The 16171-nt window shown below is 60.7% G+C and carries 13 protein-coding genes; 6 read left to right on the top strand and 7 right to left on the bottom strand.

All coding sequences use genetic code 11. The annotated features are described in order from the left end of the window. Positions 1–4: 4 nt before the first annotated feature. Positions 5–2470 carry a radical SAM protein gene (locus HYZ49_20120; protein MBI3244593.1) on the bottom strand — a complete coding sequence of 822 codons (2466 nt, stop codon included), beginning with the start codon at positions 2468–2470 and terminating at the stop codon, positions 5–7. On the opposite strand from HYZ49_20120, the gene HYZ49_20115 reads away from it, so the two are divergent. The 6 genes from HYZ49_20115 to HYZ49_20090 all read left to right on the top strand — a co-directional run bounded on the left by HYZ49_20115 (position 2458) and on the right by HYZ49_20090 (position 9308). After that, a complete protein-coding gene (locus HYZ49_20115) occupies positions 2458–2622 on the top strand; it encodes a hypothetical protein (protein ID MBI3244592.1) in 165 nt (54 codons plus the stop codon). The two genes, HYZ49_20120 and HYZ49_20115, sit on opposite strands and share 13 nt — an antisense overlap. A gap of 81 nt (positions 2623–2703) precedes the next feature. Beyond that, positions 2704–3627: an AAA family ATPase gene (locus HYZ49_20110; GenBank protein MBI3244591.1), complete on the top strand. Its 924-nt coding sequence runs from the start codon at positions 2704–2706 to the stop codon at positions 3625–3627. Positions 3628–3828: 201 nt separating this feature from the next. After that, on the top strand, positions 3829–5085 hold the full coding sequence (locus HYZ49_20105) for a DUF58 domain-containing protein (GenBank protein MBI3244590.1): 1257 nt from the start codon (positions 3829–3831) through the stop codon (positions 5083–5085). A 15-nt stretch (positions 5086–5100) separates the two neighbouring features. Then, complete coding sequence (locus HYZ49_20100; protein MBI3244589.1) at positions 5101–7371, top strand: hypothetical protein; 2271 nt, start codon at positions 5101–5103, stop codon at positions 7369–7371. 44 nt (positions 7372–7415) lie between these two features. Then, positions 7416–8576: a DUF2029 domain-containing protein gene (locus HYZ49_20095; protein MBI3244588.1), complete on the top strand. Its 1161-nt coding sequence runs from the start codon at positions 7416–7418 to the stop codon at positions 8574–8576. After that, positions 8577–9308, top strand: coding sequence for a molybdenum cofactor guanylyltransferase (locus HYZ49_20090; GenBank protein MBI3244587.1), 732 nt, complete (start codon positions 8577–8579; stop codon positions 9306–9308). Here the strand turns inward: HYZ49_20090 and HYZ49_20085 are convergent. The 6 genes from HYZ49_20085 to HYZ49_20060 all read right to left on the bottom strand — a co-directional run bounded on the left by HYZ49_20085 (position 9299) and on the right by HYZ49_20060 (position 16165). Next, positions 9299–9871, bottom strand: a complete 573-nt coding sequence (locus HYZ49_20085; protein MBI3244586.1) for a hypothetical protein — start codon at positions 9869–9871, stop codon at positions 9299–9301. The genes HYZ49_20090 and HYZ49_20085 overlap by 10 nt on opposite strands. Positions 9872–9956: 85 nt before the next feature. After that, on the bottom strand, positions 9957–11930 hold the full coding sequence (locus HYZ49_20080; protein MBI3244585.1) for a formate--tetrahydrofolate ligase: 1974 nt from the start codon (positions 11928–11930) through the stop codon (positions 9957–9959). 96 nt (positions 11931–12026) lie between these two features. Continuing rightward, positions 12027–12968, bottom strand: coding sequence for a hypothetical protein (locus HYZ49_20075; GenBank protein ID MBI3244584.1), 942 nt, complete (start codon positions 12966–12968; stop codon positions 12027–12029). A 22-nt stretch (positions 12969–12990) separates the two neighbouring features. Next, positions 12991–13293 (bottom strand): hypothetical protein, encoded by a 303-nt coding sequence (locus HYZ49_20070; GenBank protein ID MBI3244583.1) that lies wholly within the window; start codon positions 13291–13293, stop codon positions 12991–12993. A gap of 22 nt (positions 13294–13315) precedes the next feature. Then, positions 13316–14461, bottom strand: coding sequence for a M4 family metallopeptidase (locus HYZ49_20065; GenBank protein MBI3244582.1), 1146 nt, complete (start codon positions 14459–14461; stop codon positions 13316–13318). A gap of 111 nt (positions 14462–14572) precedes the next feature. Further along, on the bottom strand, positions 14573–16165 hold the full coding sequence (locus HYZ49_20060) for an MFS transporter (GenBank protein MBI3244581.1): 1593 nt from the start codon (positions 16163–16165) through the stop codon (positions 14573–14575). Positions 16166–16171 lie beyond the last annotated feature (6 nt).

Raw genomic sequence — 16171 nt, 5'->3', positions numbered from 1 at the left:
AATTCTATCGCACTCGGCGCGGAACGCGGCGATACAAATCGCCCGTCGTCCCCAGCCGCACTTCGGCGCGTTTCGGCCAGATGCCGGGGATGGCCGCCTTGCAGTTGGGGCAACAACCGTCGTCGGCGATCTGGTAGTCGAGAATAACGTAGCCGTAGCGAGCAATTAGCTTGTGGTTGCAGGACGGGCAAAAGGTGTTTTCATACTCACCCACCTGCCCCGACAGGTTGCCGGCATACACAAACTGCAAGCCCGCCTCCTGCCCGATCTCGGCGGCGCGGATCAGTGTCGAAGCGCGAGTCGGATCGGGTTCCGTCATCTTGTAATCAGGATGAAAGGCGGTGACGTGCCACGGAATCTCCGGGGACACCGACTCGATATATTGAGCCGCCTCCATCAACTCCTCGTTGCTGTCGTTGAAGCCGGGGATGACAAGAGTCACCACTTCCACCCAAAAGCCCATCTCCTTCGCCAGCTTGATGCCGTCGAGCGTGTTCCGCAAAACGCCGCCCAACTGCCGGTAGCGTTTATCCGACATGGACTTGAGATCGATCTTGTAGCCAATCGTGTACGGGCGAATGTGCTCAAGAGCGTCGCGCGTGACGTTGCCGTTTGAAATGTAGACGCACTGGAGGCCGTGTTTGCCCGCCTCTTTGAACACCGCCACCGCCCATTCAGACGTGATGAGCGGCTCGTTATACGACGACCCGACCAGCTTTGCCCCGGCGCGCAAACCATAGTTCACCAATTCCTGGGGCGTCACAATTTGCGGCGGCGCTCCAGCCACATCATCTCGCAGTGTCTGTGATGTCTGCCAATTCTGGCAGTTGTGAGTTGCCAGCAAATTTGCAAGATAGGAATGTTCGCCCTCAACCTGAAGATTGTAAACATCGCCGTCGTAATCAAAAGTCTCAATTCCCCGAATACGAACATACCAGTGGTTGTCGTCTTCAAAGGCAAACTTGCGGCGATGCTCGCCAAAATACCAGTTGACGGCATACTGGTACGGCGAAGCCTTCACCTGCCGCCCCAGGATTGGGCGATCGCCCAAATGGTGGCGGGAGAGTGAGGGCAACATTCCCAGCTTGAGGGCAAGCCAGGCAACGCCGTGAGCAAGTTCCTCCGAGACGGTGTGAATCTGAGTCAGGCCGTTGGCGCGAGTGCTACCGTCGCCTTCAGCGTAAGCCCGCAGAAACGCATCGGCCACTTCGCGATGCGCTTCAAAGAGGGGCGGCGGAACGCGCTTCGTTCGCGCCCCGTGCCCGCAGAGCGACTCAAAGCACAAAGCGATAGAAGCTTTGCTCACCGCAACGCCAACGGTTGTCTCGCGGTAAACCTTCTGAGCCTGCACGCCGAACACGTCGTTCAACAGCCCTATTACTTCGTCGGCTAGCGATTCTTCGTGATGACCGAAAGAGAAATTCAACACCGCCGAGTGAACTCTGTCTTTCGAGCGAACGACACAGCCTTCGGCGCAGTAGTAGCCGAGCAGTTTGGCAAGCCGCGTGTCCAACGCAAGCGCCAACGGGATGCCGGGCCGGTGCTCTTTCGGCAAACGAACATACCCGTCTTCAACCGTCAGCCCTGCGTTCACTTTGCCCAGCCGCTCCAAATCCCAAACGCCGCGATTGAGCTTGCTCCGCAGATGCCGGACGTGAGAGGCCTCTTTCCCAATCCGCCCGCCAATCTCGCGCGACGACAAGCCTTCTGCTGATAGTTGCAAGACTTCGGCCAGTGTTTCGCGATTGATCGTGTGCTCGACGTGATAAGGCTTGACCAGCGGCTTGAGCAACTCGGCAGTATTAACAGTGACAGAATGAGAGAATGCAAAACGCTTCGGAACAGCCAAAAGGTGGTCAGGGGTAAGACGGCCAGACTGAACGAACTGCGGGGAAACCGAGGGCGCAGTCGTTGCCAAAAGCTCGTGCTCAGGTGTACATTCCAGCGGCGGCAGGTACCATGCCCGAATGCGTTTCATCTGGCCGCGATACGGATGGCGGAAAAGTTTTTCGACCCGGCGGGCCTGCCCGGTGCGAGTGTAAACGGCGACTTCCCGTGTGGGGCGGCGTACTTCTTCGTCGCCTGCTCGTCGAAGTGTTCGGCCTTCGGCAAACAGCGACGCGATCGGCTTTGTTCCTTCTGAAGTTGCAATATGCGTGTTTGGCGAGAGACAGTAGGCGCAATGAAAATCACATCCCAGCATCCCGAACGTCAACGTATCCGAGCCGGGATAAATGTGGAAGAAGGGCTTCTTCTCGGTCGGGTCGCACTGCAAAGCGCCCACGTAGCCCCAGGGCACTTTGAGTGTCCCGCCTTCGTTGAAGCGCACCTGGCAGATGCCGCGCCGGCCTTCCTTGATCAGACAACGGTGGCCGCAGGCGTAACATCGCACTGCGTTGTCGGGCAAGCGCTCGTACAACGTGCCTTCCATCGTCAGCGAATCCAACAGCGCTTCAAGTGACTGAGCCATCTTACTGCTCCATCAAACGCCGGGGAAGCCGTCTCGGCACTTTCGTGCCGCCCATCGTCACCGGCGGCCTCCCCGTCGTCACCGATTGCCATCTCGACTCGGCACGCTTCCCGCGTTATCTTAATCTCAAGGGATGCGCGCCTCCACCTTGATCATTATAGCACCCGAAGAAAGGTTGCCTTTAAGTGTATACTGACCTCGCCTTCGCCCTCGATACCAAATCAACCCCCGACATGTCTGACCACATTATTCAACGACTCATGGACACGGTGCGGCAGGCCGTCGTCATTGACCCGGCCAGGCTGGAGTTGATTCTGGCGGCGCTGTTGGCCCAGGGCCACGTGTTGTTGGAAGACGTGCCCGGCATGGGCAAGACTCTTGTCGCCAAAGCGCTCGCCCGCTCCATCCATGCCTCGTTCAAGCGCATCCAATGCACACCCGACCTTTTACCAAGCGACATCACCGGCAGTGCCATCTACAACCAGCGTGAGGGGCGCTTCGAGTTTGCGCCCGGCCCCATCTTCGCCAACGTCGTCCTCGTGGACGAGATCAACCGCGCCTCGCCGCGCACCCAGTCGAGTCTGCTGGAGAGCATGGCCGAAGGCCAGGTAACCAGTGACGGCTTCACCCACGCTCTGGCCCAACCGTTCTTCATCATCGCCACCCAGAATCCGGTGGAGATGGCCGGCACGTTTCCCCTGCCCGAAGCCCAGCTCGACCGCTTCCTCGTCGCCCTCAGTCTGGGTTATCCCGGTTACGAAGACGAAGTAATGATTTTGGAGCGCGAAGAGCACGACGACCCGCTCGACAAACTCGAACCGGCGGTAGACCTGGGAGAGATCATGACTCTGCAACACGCCGCCCGCGCTGTGGATGTGGTGCGCCCGCTCAAAGAGTACATCGTGCGGGTGGCCGCCGCCACTCGCGCCCACCCCGACGCGGTGCTCGGCCTCAGCCCGCGCGGCGGCGTGGCTCTACAGAGATGCGCCCAGTCGTTGGCCCTCATCCGCAAGCGCACCTTCGTCACCCCCGACGACATCAAATCCGCCGCCCACGCCGTCATGCCCCACCGCCTCCTCGCCCGTGACCGCCGCACCGAGACCGCGCGCGAGATTGTAGCGCAAGTGTTGAGCGAAGTGCCGGTTCCCGTAGAGTAGTCGGCCTTTCGTCATTTGTCATTCATCATTTGTCATTCATCATTTGTCATTCGTCATTCGTCATTCATCATTTGTCATTCATCATTTGTCATTTGTCATTCATCATTTGTCATTTGTCATTTGTCATTCATCATTTGTCATTTGTCATTCATCATTTGTCATGTGTCATTCATCATTTGTCATTCATCATTTGTCATTATTATGCCCACCTCCCGCGCCGCCTCCTTCCTCCTCGCCGCCCTCGCCCTCTACTTCTTCGCCAACCAGACTCAAGTCGGCTGGCTGTACGTCATGTCGGCCCTGCTGGCCGGCACAGTGCTGGCCGCATGGTGGCTGGGGCGCGGCGCTCTACGCCTCATCTCCGCCGACCGAACTGTAGAGCGAGATGGCATCTCGCTCTACGAAGGTGACGCCGTCACCGTCGGCCTCACCCTCCGCAACACAGGCCGCGCCAACGCCGCCCTCATCCACGCCGCCGAGCACTGCCCGCTCATGCCTGCCGAGTCGATGCCTCTCCAACTCTTCATTCCCTCGCTCCCAGCCAATGGCTCGGTTCGACTCGATTACGAAGTCACAATAGATCGTCGTGGCCTGCATGAGTTTCCGGCGCTCAAGCTGGCCTCCCGCGCCCCGTTCGGATTCTTCCAACGCAAGCGGACTCTGCTCGCGCCGACTCGCGTGCTGGTCTACCCCGAAGTTCGCCGGTTGCGCCGCCTCAGTTTGTTGGACCGCCAGCCCGCCGCCCAGCTTTCTCACCCCCGCGCCGGGCTTGGCACCGAAATCATCGGCGTGCGCCCGTTTCGCAGTGGCGACTCGCCCCGCCACATTCACTGGCGTACCGCCGCCCGCACCGGCCAGCTTGCCAGCAAAGAATTCGCCGACGAAACCCAGCCCGGCCTGACTCTCGCCCTCGACCTTTTTCGCCACCCTTACCCGCAAACTCAAAGCAAGCACACGCCGTTCGAGTGGGCTGTCAAAATTGTTGCCAGCATCGGCGACTACGCCCTGCGGCGAAATTACCCCGTTCACCTGGCCACTGACTCTTCAGCCTGGCCCGCGCCCTCAGGCGCAGTGACTCGCATCGCCCTGCTTGAATATCTGGCCCGTGTTCAACCCGTTGGCGAAAACAAATTAGTTGACGTACTTAACAACCGCGCCGCCCAAACCTTCGTCGCCGTCCTCCTCCCCTGGCCCGACTCAACCGTCGTCGAGTCCCTCGTCGCCCTTCGCCATCGCGGCCTCGAAGTGCTGGCCATCCTCCTCGACCCCGAGTCATTTCCAGCAAGCGGCCCCTCCGCCCGCGCCCTGGCCGACGAGTTGAGCGCGCTCGGAATCGAATCCCGCCTCGTCAAGTTTGGCGACGACTGGGAACAGAAGTTGGCTGACACGAAAACACCAGCCGCGAATTTCGCTAATGAACGCGAATTACCAACAACCAATTCGCGGCAATTCGCGTAATTCGCGGCAAAGAAGATGTCACTTTTCAACCGCGCCGCCAAACTCCTCTGCTATTCCCTCAGCGCCGTCTTCAGCCTGATGGGATTGATGTGGCTGGCGATAGCTCTCTTTCGCTTTACGCCCTTGCGCTTGCTGGCGGCCATCATCATGTTCGCCGGGGCCGCCGCCCTGTTCTACCTCCCGCGCCTGCAACTCAAAATCCTGAGCTACGCCGTCCGCAAAGAGCCGGAAAAATCTTTGCGCCTGCGCTGGCTCACTTTCGGTGCACAGCTTACCGGCCTGCTGGCGCTCGGTTACACCTCGCAAGTATGGATCGCCGCTTTGCTCTCAGCCGCCCTACTCATCTTCGGCCATCGTTACGCGCTCTACCACATCCAGCACAAGCCCATCCTTACCGTGCGCGTGGCGATCTTCGCCGCCTTTCATCTCGCCTTCCTGTGGATGATGGCCGGGTTGTTCATCGGCCAGCCCTACCCACAAGCCCAGTTCGCCATGCTGGCGATGGGCATCGTCAGCTTCGAACAGTTCAGCCGCCTCAACCTGTATTCAGGCTTCGGCCTGGCCCTCATCAACCTCTACGTCGCCGCCACCCTCAGCCGCGATCTCGCCTTCGCCCTCTTCCTCACCGCCTTCCTCATCCTCTTCCTGGCCTTCTTCTGGCAAGCCGACTCGGAAGATGGGGTGAAGGACAACCCAACCATCCTAAAAACATCAAGCTTTCACATTCCTCGCTCCTCTCTCTTCTCTCTTCCCTCTTCTCTCTTCGCTCTTCGCTTCACCCTCCCCATCTTCCTCGCCACCGCCCTCGTCTTTCTCCTCACCCCCCACTTCGCCGGCCGCCCCATCTTCATGCCCATCTCGCTCCAAGTTCCCATCCGGCAAAATCCCTCGTCCGAGATCATCAACCCCGCCGTGCCGCTGGTGCAAATTCAGGGCATGTCCACCGACAGCGGCGAATACTATTACGGCTTCGCGGGCAGTCTCGACTTGAGCTATCGCGGCGGTCTCAGCGACAAAATCATGATGTACGTCCGCAGTTCAGCGCGGAGTTACTGGCGCAGTCACGGCTACGATTTTTACGATGGTCGCTCGTGGTCGCAAACCGGCGATGGCGAAGTCCAAACGTACTCGTACAACATTCAGCCGGGTCGTTTCTTGTTGCGCTCGCCCGCGCCGCCCGGCCAGCAATTCGTGCAAACGTTCTTCATCGCCCAGCCGCTTCCCAACCTCGTCTTCATGGGCGGCGCACCGGTTGAGCTTTACATCGCCTCCAACGAAATTGCTATAGATAACTCCGGCGGCGTCCGCGTAGGCGAAGCCCTCAAGCCGCCCATGTACTACTCCGTCGTCTCCGTCAGCCAGGACTTCCCGCCCGAAGCCCTCCGCACCGCCGGAACCAATTACCAATTACCAATTACTAATCGCTACTTACAACTTCCCGACACCGTCACCCAACGCACCCGCGACCTCACCCTCGAACTGACTCGCAACGCCCTCACGCCCTACGACAAAGTCATCATCCTGCGCGACTACCTTCGCGACACTTATCCTTACAACTACTTCCCGCCGCCGCAACAACCCGGCACGGACTCTGTTGACCAATTTCTGTTCGTAGACAAGGAAGGCGTGTGCGAGCAATACGTCAGCGCCCTGGTCGTCATGCTTCGCAGTCTCGGCATCCCGGCCCGGCTCGTGGCCGGCTACGGCACGGGCGACTACAACCCCGTTACCAACCTCTACGAAGTGCGCGCGAACGACGCCCACGCCTGGGCCGAAGTTTATTTCCCAAACGTCGAATGGGTTCCGTTCGACCCCACGCCGGGCTGGAACGGCGACCCGCGCACCGGCCCGGTGAAGACGTGGATATTTTCGGGACTTGGGGAGAATTTGAATTTGCCGAGACTGCCAATTGGAGCGATTGCGGAAACCGGCGCGGCCATTTTTGCAGTAGCGGCCAAACCGTTGATCGTCGTCGGCACGTTCGCCGGGTTGGCCGCCATCGCCTGGGGGCTGTGGACTCTATGGTCCAACTGGAGAGGGAATCATCCACCGCGCCCGCGCGGCCTACAAAATCATCCTCTACGCCGCAAAATCTTCAACGCCTACCGCCGCGCCCAGAGCCGCTTGCGCTCCAAACGTGCCCCGGCCCAAACCGCGCAAGAGCACGCCACTCTGCGCCCCGAATTTGCCGACCTGGCCGACGCAGTGGACATCGCCGCCTACCGACCCGAACCGCCGGAGGAGGCGCTGGCTACAAGTGTGGTGAAGATGCGGATGAAGAAGTGAAGCGCTAACCGTGATACACTCCTTCTCGAGGAGAGCGCCCGACCGTGAATGGCCTCAGCTTAAGCCGACTAAAGCAATACGAAGATCACGCCATCCTCGCCCTCGGCGTGCTGTTGGCCCTGCTCCTTCGCTTCAGCCTGCGCAACTTCGAGAGCGGCGACTTCCGAAGCTTCACCAGCCCCTGGTACGACTTCATCCAAAACAACAGCGGCTTCGGCGCGCTGAAATACGACTTCGCCAACTACACTCCGTTTTATCTCTACCTGATCGCGCTCATGGCGATCCCCTTCTCCAGCATCCCCAAAGTTTTCGCCATCAAGCTGATCTCGATCCCCTTCGATTTCATTTGCGCTTTCTTCGTTCATCGAATCGTCCGCCTCAAATACCCGAGCGGCCCGGCGCCGCTCTTTGCCTTTTTCGCGATTCTATTCGCGCCTACCGTCGTCCTCAACAGTTCACTCTGGGGCCAGGTGGACATCATTTACACCACCGGCCTCCTGGCCTGCCTCTACTTTCTGCTCACCCGGCGCGAAACATCGGCCTTCGTCGCCTTCGGCCTGGCCTTCGCCTTCAAGCTTCAGGCGGTCTTTCTCGCTCCACTGCTTCTCACCCTCCTGATAAAACGCGCCATCTCCCTCAGGCGCTTCCTGATCATTCCGGGCGTTTACATTGCGGCGATTCTGCCGGCGTGGCTGTTGGGCCGGCCTTTGCCCGATCTGCTCACCATCTACTTCAAGCAGGCCGATTTCTACAATGACCTGACAAAGAACGCCCCCAACATCTATCAATGGTTCTCGAATAAATACTACGACATCCTCTACCCGGCCGGAGTCATCGGGACCGCCGCCGTTGTCTTCCTATTGCTGTTGATCGTCCACAAAAGCCGCTTGTTGCTCACAAACGAACTGACGATTGAACTGGCGGCCATCTCTGTTTTGATCATGCCCTACTTCCTGCCCAAGATGCACGATCGATATTTTTTCGCGGCGGATGTCTTGTCAATCGTCTTTGCCTTTTATTTTCCCCGCTACTTTTTCATCCCTCTCGTCGTGGGGACAACGTCACTGTTCACCTATTTCCTCTTCCTGTTCAAAATCGAAGTCGTCCCCCTGCCGCTGTTGGCGGTGGCTTTGCTCGCCGCCATCGCGATTCTTTTCCGCCACTTGTTCTCGACGCTTTACGGGAACGAAAGGACAACAGGTTAGATGGCCGCCGTCACCGTCGCCATCAACGCCGGCGGCAAGTCCACGCGAATGGGATCCGACAAAGCCCTGCTGGAAGTTGGCGGGCGGCCTATGATCGAGCACATCATCGCCGGAACCGCCGGGCTGGGCGAGCAGATCATCATCACCAACACGCCGGAAGGTTACGCCTACCTCGGCCTGCCAATATTCAAGGATGTGTTGCCGGACAAGGGCGCTTTGGGTGGACTCTACACCGCCATTCACGCGGCGGCCCAACCTTATGTGCTGGTGCTGGCTTGCGACATGCCCTTCGTCAACCGCCCCCTGCTTGAACACATGATCTCCCTCGCGCCGCAGTTCGACGCCGTCGTACCGCGCATCACCCCGCCCCCACCCCTAACCCCTCCCCCGCCGGAAACGCACCCGGCAGGGGAGGGGAAAAGGGTCGAAGCCGAACCCTTTCGCGCCGTTTATAGCAAAGCCTGCCTCGAGCCAATCCGCCGCGCCCTCGACGCGGGCAAGATGCGCGTCATCAGTTTCTTCCCCGACATGAATCTGCGCTGGCTGGATGAGGACGAGATCAAGCAGTTCGACCCGGAGCTATTAACTTTTTTGAATTGCAACACGCCGGAAGAACTGAGAAGGATTAGAGAAATTTGGGAAAAGAGGGAGATCAAACGACACCCACAGGGGGCTACGCCAACGTCAGGCACGGCCCGCGAAAAGCACGCGAACGTCAAAGATCACCGTTGACGTTTGTCGTTTGACGTTTGTCGACTCTCGCGCCAGTAACGCCAGATTGTGCCTCCGTCAATCGTGAACACACCGGGGATGTCAATCGGCGTGAGCGCGCCGAGGCCGAGGACGAAAAAATTCCAGGCGGCGGTGAACACGGCCACCCAGGCCCAGAGACCGCCGCGCGGCCACAGGTAAAACGCCAGCGGCGTAAGCAGTAAGCCAATCAACACGTTGATCCAGAATCCGCCCAGCGCGCGCTGAATGTGCGTGCGCGGCGGCAGAGGCGGCTCGTCTTTTGGGTAAATGGAGGACGAGAGCCACCAGCCCCAGTGAACGCCGATCATCGGGTAGCCCACACGGCGGGCGGCCAGCGCGTGGCCCAACTGGTGCACCCATTCGAACACGTATATCACCAGCGTCGAGAGCACCCCGGCAGCCGCCGCCTCCCAAAACGAAAGCGACAAAGCACGCGCCGCCACCCACGCAAAGAACGGGATGAGGCCGAGAAACCAGACGATGCCCAACGGCGAGATGGTGGTTTTGAGACCGAAGAGGGTGAAGAGGGAAATCGCGCGCATCCCAGCTTGACTGCGAGACAAGGAGAAGGGGAGACAGGGAGATGGCGCTCTCCCTGTCTCCGTGCTTCCTTGTCTCCTTGTCTGTTTAGAACAGCCCCTTCACCTTCCCCGTCGCCAAATCCAAATCCACGTCGAAGAACACGGGCCGGGTGGGCAGGCCGGGCATGGTGCGCATGGAGCCGACGAGCGGATAGATAAAGCCTGCGCCCACCGAAGCCCGCACGTCGCGGATCGGAATGCGGAAGCCGGTCGGCGCGCCTTTGATCTCCGGCTTGTCGGTGAACGAGAGGTGAGTCTTGGCCATGCAGATCGGCAGTTTGTCGAAGCCGGAACGGGTGTAAAGATCGATCTTGGCTTCGGCTTCGGGCGAGTAATCCACGCCGTCCGCGCCGTAGAATTTAGCGATGGCTTCAATCTTCTCTTTGACGCCGGCTTCGAGCGGATAGAGGAACTGGAAGTTCTTGGGCTTCTCTGCCGCCGCAATCACGGCTTTTGCCAGGTCGAGCGCGCCCTTGCCGCCGTGCATCCAGTGGGTGCACTTGTACGCGCCCTCAGCCCCGGCCTCGACGGCGGCCTGGCGGATCACTTCGATCTCGGCGTCGGTGTCGGTGGCAAAGGAGTTGACGGCCACCACCACCGGCACGCCGTAGCCTTTGGCGTTCTTGATGTGGCGCAACAGGTTGGGCAGGCCGGCCCGGAGCAGATCCAAATTCTCGTTGGTGTAAGCAAAGTCGAGCGGTTTGCCGGCCACCACCTTCGGCCCGCCGCCGTGCATCTTCAGGGCGCGCACGGTGGCCACCAGCACCACCACGTCGGGCGTCAGGCCGGAGTAGCGGCACTTGATGTCCATGAATTTTTCCATGCCGATGTCGGCCCCGAAGCCGGACTCGGTGACGACGTAGTCGGCCAGCTTGAGGGCGATCTGGTCGGCGACGATGGACGACTGGCCGTGAGCAATGTTGGCGAACGGCCCGGCGTGGACGAAGGCCGGCGTGCCTTCGAGAGTCTGCATCAGGTTGGGCATGATGGCGTCTTTCATCAGCACGGTGAGCGCACCAGCCACACCCAGGTCTTCAGCCGTCACCGGCTCGCCGCGTTTGTTGGTGCCAAAGACCATGCGTCCCAGTTGCTCGCGCATATTCTCGAGCGAAGTGGTGAGGGCCAGAATGGCCATGATCTCGCTGGCTACGGTGATGTCGTAGCCGGTGGTGCGGGTGAAGCCTTTTTCTTCCGGCCCCTGGCCGACGGTGATCTGCCGCAACATCCGGTCGTTGATGTCCACCACCCGGTTCCAGGTGATAGAGGCGGGGTCAATGTCGAGCCGGAACAGGGCGCGTTTTTGTTCAAGAGTCAGTTGATCAGGGTCATCGGCCACAATGCCGATTCTCTTCATGCGACGCAAATGGGCTTCCGCAAAATGTCGTTTGCCTTGTTTATCTTTGGGGCAGAAGGCATTGAACAGTTTTTCGTCGTCGGGCTGTTCGTGCTCGTGGAACATGCGGGCGTCAATCGCGGCGGCCATAAGATTATTAGCGGCGGTGATGGCGTGGATGTCGCCGGTGAGATGGAGGTTGAAATCTTCCATCGGGATGATCTGGCTGTAGCCGCCGCCGGCGGCCCCGCCCTTGATTCCGAACGTGGGGCCTTGCGAGGGCTGGCGAATGCAGGTGAAGACTTTCTGGCCGAGATGCGCGCCCAGCGCCTGCGAGAGGCCGACGGTGGTGGTGGTCTTGCCTTCGCCGAGCGGCGTGGGGGTGATGGCCGTCACGTCAATGTACTTGCCATTCTTGCGCCGGGCCAGGCGGTCACGCACATTCAAATGCACTTTGGCTTTGTACGGCCCATACATTTCCAACTCGGCTTCTTTCAAGCCGACTTCGGCGGCAATTTGCAGAATGGGCTTGAGTTTGCCGGCCTGGGCAATTTCGATGTCGGATGGAACCGGGGAGAGGAGTTTGAGTTTGGTGGGTTTGAAACTAGGCGCGGGTTTTGGGGTGGGCTTTCGCGCCGGGGCTTTGGTTTTCGCCTTTGCCTTTGCTTTTTTGTTTGTTTTGGCCATAAGGGTCTCCTGAGAAAAGGGTTTGATGACAGGGGCTATTATGGCGCAAAATCCTTGTCTGGCAAAGTGCCAATCATTACAACTCTGTCACGGAAATCATCGGAGCCGCCCGGCCCACTCGCCGGGAAACGCCTCCAGAGCCTTGACGGCCAACTCGCTAATTTTCGAGTCGCGATCAAATTGGCGCGACTGGACGGCGATGCGGGCTTCAGAGGTATGCCACTCGATCAATCGTTTGAGGGCGACGAGGCGCGCGCGGTCGTTGTTGGAGTCCACCGGCGCCTCACTGTCCTGGCTTCGGGCAAACCCGGCGCGCGGAGTCTCCAGCACGCCGATGAGCACCGGCACGACGGCGGGATGAGTCAGGCGCGCCAGTTGCTCAACAGAGTGATGCGCCGCATCCAGGTCGGCCAAACGCATGGCTCGATAGCGGTGAAGTTGGATGAGGGTTAGAACGGCCAGTTCGCGCACGATGGCGTCGGGGTCGTTGCCGGCGGCCTCTATTTCGGCAATGGCTTGCTCGTCCTGAGCCATGCCGGAGCGGCCAGCAAACTCCGAGGCGGCTTGCTGGCGCGGGGCCGGGTCGCTTCCGCGCAAGTCGTAAGACGTTCGGGCGCGTTCGAGCAAGCGCCCGGCGGCGGTGAGCGGCTTGGCCTCGGCGCGGTTTTCGGTCAGGCCCGCCAGTTCTTCGTCGGAAGCGTCAAGCAAATATAAAACGTGTTCGACGGCAGGGCGAAGGGTCTCATCGTCTATTTCCAGCAGTTCTTTCAAATAGATGCGGAGGGCGTTATCGCCCGGCTGTTGCATCAAGTTCTTGGCCCGGTCGCGCCACAGGTTGACTTCGTCGGCCAACTCGGCCCGCCGCTCGCGCAGGGCCTCTTGCTCGGCCACCAACTGTTCGCGGTTCTCGACCTCACTCTCCAACAATTTGCGGCCAATGACTCCCAGCCGGTCATTGGCCGCGCTAAACTCGCGCTGGATGCCGTCTGCTCTGTGGCCCAACGCTTGCTGTACTTGTTTCAGTCCCTGGCCAAACATTTTTAGCTTCGCCGCGCCGGTTCTATCTCTTCTTCGCCATCTCGCCCAGGCGCTGGATCAGCGGTTGCAGAGTCGGCGGGGCGGCGGTCTCGCCGGTTTCCACCGTGTGGCGGCGGTTGCCTACTTCCACTGTCAGTTTGTACTGGAATCGATCGGCGTTGTTCGACTTGGGCGCGGCCAGCACAGCGGGCAGGTCGAAGAACTTGGCCTTGTCCACCATCTCGCGCAACATTTGGGCCTCGTTGGCCGGCAGGGTGTCGGTGTTCACGGTCGTCGTCACCCGCATCCCGGCCACGCCGCCCGAACGCTCAAACATGATCTTGATGGGTTCGTTTTTCATAATACCCTCACTTCATTCCTAACAGTTCACGAACGGTCTGCCCGCATCCCTTTGGCGGCTCCGGCGGCGGAGGCTCGGTGCCGCCGCCACCGGCGGTGATGCCCACGGCGGCCCAGCCGTTTTGCACCGCCTTCTGCTCCAGACTGCCCGCGCCGAATAATTCGCCCGCCGTCTGGTGGGTGAGGTCAGCCGCGTTCTGAAAGTTCGAGCGCGGCTGAAGCTTGTCACGCAGAGCCACATACCAGATTCGGCCTGCCTTCTCACCCGCATTGCCGCCTAGCTCCCGCGCCACCACGTAAAAGGCGTGGTTGGGAATGCCGGAGTTGATGTGAACACCGCCGTTGTCGTAGTTCACGTTTTTGTAGTCTTTCATGTGCGCCGGTTGCGGGTCTTTGCCCAGCACCGGGTCGTCGTAAGCCGTGCCGGGCGCTTTCATGGATCGCAGGGCCACGCCTTTGACGTTGGCCGTGAGCAAGCCCTGGCCGATCAACCAGTCGGCCTGATCGGCGCTCTGGCCGAGGGCGCGTTGTTTGACCAGCGAGCCGAACACGTCGGACATGGATTCGTTGAGCGCGCCGGGCTGGTCGCCGTAAACAAGTTTGGCTTCGTACTGCGTCACCCCGTGCGTCAACTCGTGGCCGATGATGTCAATGGCAATAGTGAAACGGTTGAAAATCCTTTCCGCCGGGGGCAGGTCTTCGTCGCCGTCGCCGTACACCATTTGCTGGCCGTTCCAGAAGGCGTTGTCGTAGCCCTTCTGATAATGCACGGTCGAGTCCAGGCGCAAGCCGTTGCCGTCAATCGAGTCGCGCTGGTAGATGTCGCGAAATAGATCGTACGTGGCCCCGGAGCCGTCGAAGGCTTCGTCGCTCGCCGCGTCGCCAGTGGGCGGGTCGCCCTCGCCGCGCACCTTGCGGCCCGGCAATGAGGAACCTTGATCGGCGTTATAGACGATGCGTTGCCTGCCCGCCAGGGCGGCGGCCGGGGCGGCCAGGGCCGGGAACTCGGCGAAGGTCTGACGTTGCCCCCGAAACTGGGCGGTGGTCGTCAGCGTTCGCAAGGCCCAGTCGCGCTGGGCCGGCGTGCCCCGCGTGGCCACTTCCCGCAAAAGGTGAGGCGGGGTGATGCACAGGATGGAATGTCTGTGAGCCATGTGAGAGTCTCCTATTCGTCGCCACTGATAACACGGAGAACACTGAGTTTTCATGAACGACTCGGTGATCTCTACGCGCTGTAGTGAAGCCAGATAATTGAACGACATTTATTATCGAACGCCTGCATCACGACGACGCAGTATCAACGCCGGGACGAGGGCAACGGCGCACACCGCCGCCGCGATCAACGCCATTTCAGCCGTCACTCGCGTGGCGGCCTGGAGCGCGGCCTCGGCCAGCCGCGCAAAATCGGTGAGGGCCACGCCTTCCAACAGTTGGCGGCTGATCTCGGTGGAGCGCCGCAAGCCGTAAGCCGTGAGCGCGCTGATGCTCACGCTCATGCCGATCAATCGCAAGATGATGACCAGGGCCGAGGCCATGCCCCGCTGGGACTCGGACACGCCGTTGATCACCGCCGCGCCAATCGGGGCCACCGTCAACCCCAGCCCGACACCGCCGAGGAGCAAACCGGCGATCATTTGCAGAATGCCGTTCACAGCTTCGGGCGTTCCCCCGCCGACGAAAACGGCCACAGCCTGCCCGGCCATCTCGCTCTGCCACCTGCTCATGAGTATAAACCCGATGAGCGCAATTAGCACGCCGCTGGCCGCCGTCCAACGGTAGCCAAGTTTGCCGGTGAGCCAACCACCAGGCACAGCCGCCAGCGCCATTGGCACGGTAAAGGCCGAGAGCAGATAGCCGCTCACCAGCGCGCTCTGGCCGCTGTCGGCTCCACCAGCCACGTTGATGAACAGCGGCACGCTCACCAGTCCCACCATCAAACAAAACCCAATGAGCAAGTTCATGCCGCTCGCCGCCGAGACGTTTCGTTCGGCGAAGACGCGCAGGCTGAGCAAGGGATTCGTAGCACGGCGCTCGGCCCAGAGAAAGAGGACGAAACAGATGGCGGCGATGAGCAGGGCCGGGGCGGCATAAGGCGGCGGGGAAGCAGAGGCGGCCGCATCCGCGCCCGCGCCCAGTCCGAGATTCAGTCCAACGAGAGTCAACGAGATCAGCCCGGCTCCGATCCAATCAACCCGGCCATCACTTTGCATGGATGGCAAACCGCGCAGTGCCCAGGCTGTCAGGCCGAACATCAAGGCGACGACGGGCAGGTTGATCCAGAACAGGAACGGCCAGGCGAAGAACTGCACTGCGATGCCGCCGTAGAGGTGGCCCAGCACCCAGCCAGCGGTGTCCACTGCGCCGACGATGCCGAGCGGCAAGGCGCGGCGCTGAGGCGGATAGAGGTCGGCCACGAGGGCCATGCTCACCGGAACCATCGCGCCCGCGCCAAAGGCCTGCACCACGCGCCCGAAGATGAGAGCGTAGAGGGCCATGAGACTGCGGTCGGGGCGACCGCCGACAAGGAGCCGCGCAACCTGATAAGCGAGTTGGGCCGGCGCGCCACCCGAGGCGGCCACCCACCACGAGCCGGCGAAAAATATCGCCAGGCAGATCAGGTAGACGCGCCTGCGGCCCCACACGTCGGACACGCGGCCCATGAAGGTCATGCTCACCGCATAGGCCAGCAAGTATCCGTTCACCGCCCAGGCCGCGTCGTCCAGCCCGGTTTGCAGTGGAATGTTGAGGTCGGCGATGACGGCGGGCAGAACGGCGGAGATGATGGTGAGGTCGAGCGCGCCGACGAAGACCGGCAGGCAGACGAGGGCCAGGATGAGGGCGGGGCGGCTTTTCATCATGCGGTG

It is taken from the genome of Chloroflexota bacterium, from assembly GCA_016197225.1.
Classification (GTDB): Bacteria; Chloroflexota; Anaerolineae; order Anaerolineales; family VGOW01; genus VGOW01.
Note: the sequence above shows the minus strand (reverse complement) of the source record. Positions and strands in the feature narration are given on the sequence as shown.